Source organism: Mesorhizobium sp. M8A.F.Ca.ET.218.01.1.1, from assembly GCF_004791165.1.
Classification (GTDB): Bacteria; Pseudomonadota; Alphaproteobacteria; order Rhizobiales; family Rhizobiaceae; genus Mesorhizobium.
Genome location: NZ_SRUZ01000037.1, coordinates 1 through 595 on the forward strand (window position 1 = coordinate 1; position 595 = coordinate 595).

The 595-nt window shown below is 64.2% G+C and carries 1 protein-coding gene; it reads left to right on the forward strand.

Annotation, left to right across the window (positions count from 1 at the left end):
* Positions 1-595: 2-oxo acid dehydrogenase subunit E2 (locus tag EN861_RS34275; RefSeq protein ID WP_189343814.1), on the forward strand; the 595-nt coding region annotated here is incomplete at both ends.

Here is a 595-nt window from a genome sequence, read left to right on the forward strand (position 1 = left end):
CTGCTTTCGCTGCGCACGCAGCTCAATGCGGCGGCACCGGTGAAGAAGACCGACAAGGGTGAGGCGCCCGCCTACAAGCTGTCGGTCAACGACATGGTGATCAAGGCGATGGCCATGGCGCTGAAGGCGGTGCCGGATGCCAATGCCTCGTGGACCGAGAGCGCCATGGTCAAGCACAAGCATGCCGATGTCGGCGTCGCCGTGTCGATCCCCGGCGGCCTGATCACGCCGATCATCCGCCACGCCGATGAAAAGACGCTCTCCGTCATCTCCAACGAGATGAAGGACTTGGCCAGCCGTGCCCGCAGCCGCAAGCTGAAGCCGGAAGAATACCAGGGCGGCACCACGGCGGTGTCCAACCTCGGCATGTTCGGCATCAAGGATTTTGCCGCCGTCATCAACCCGCCGCACGCGACGATCCTGGCGGTCGGCGCCGGCGAGGAGCGGGCGGTGGTCAAGAACGGCGAGGTCAAGATCGCCACCGTGATGTCGGTGACGCTGTCGACCGACCATCGTGCGGTTGACGGAGCGCTGGGGGCCGAACTCTTGGTCGCCTTCAAGAAGTTGATCGAGAACCCGATGGGCATGCTGGTCT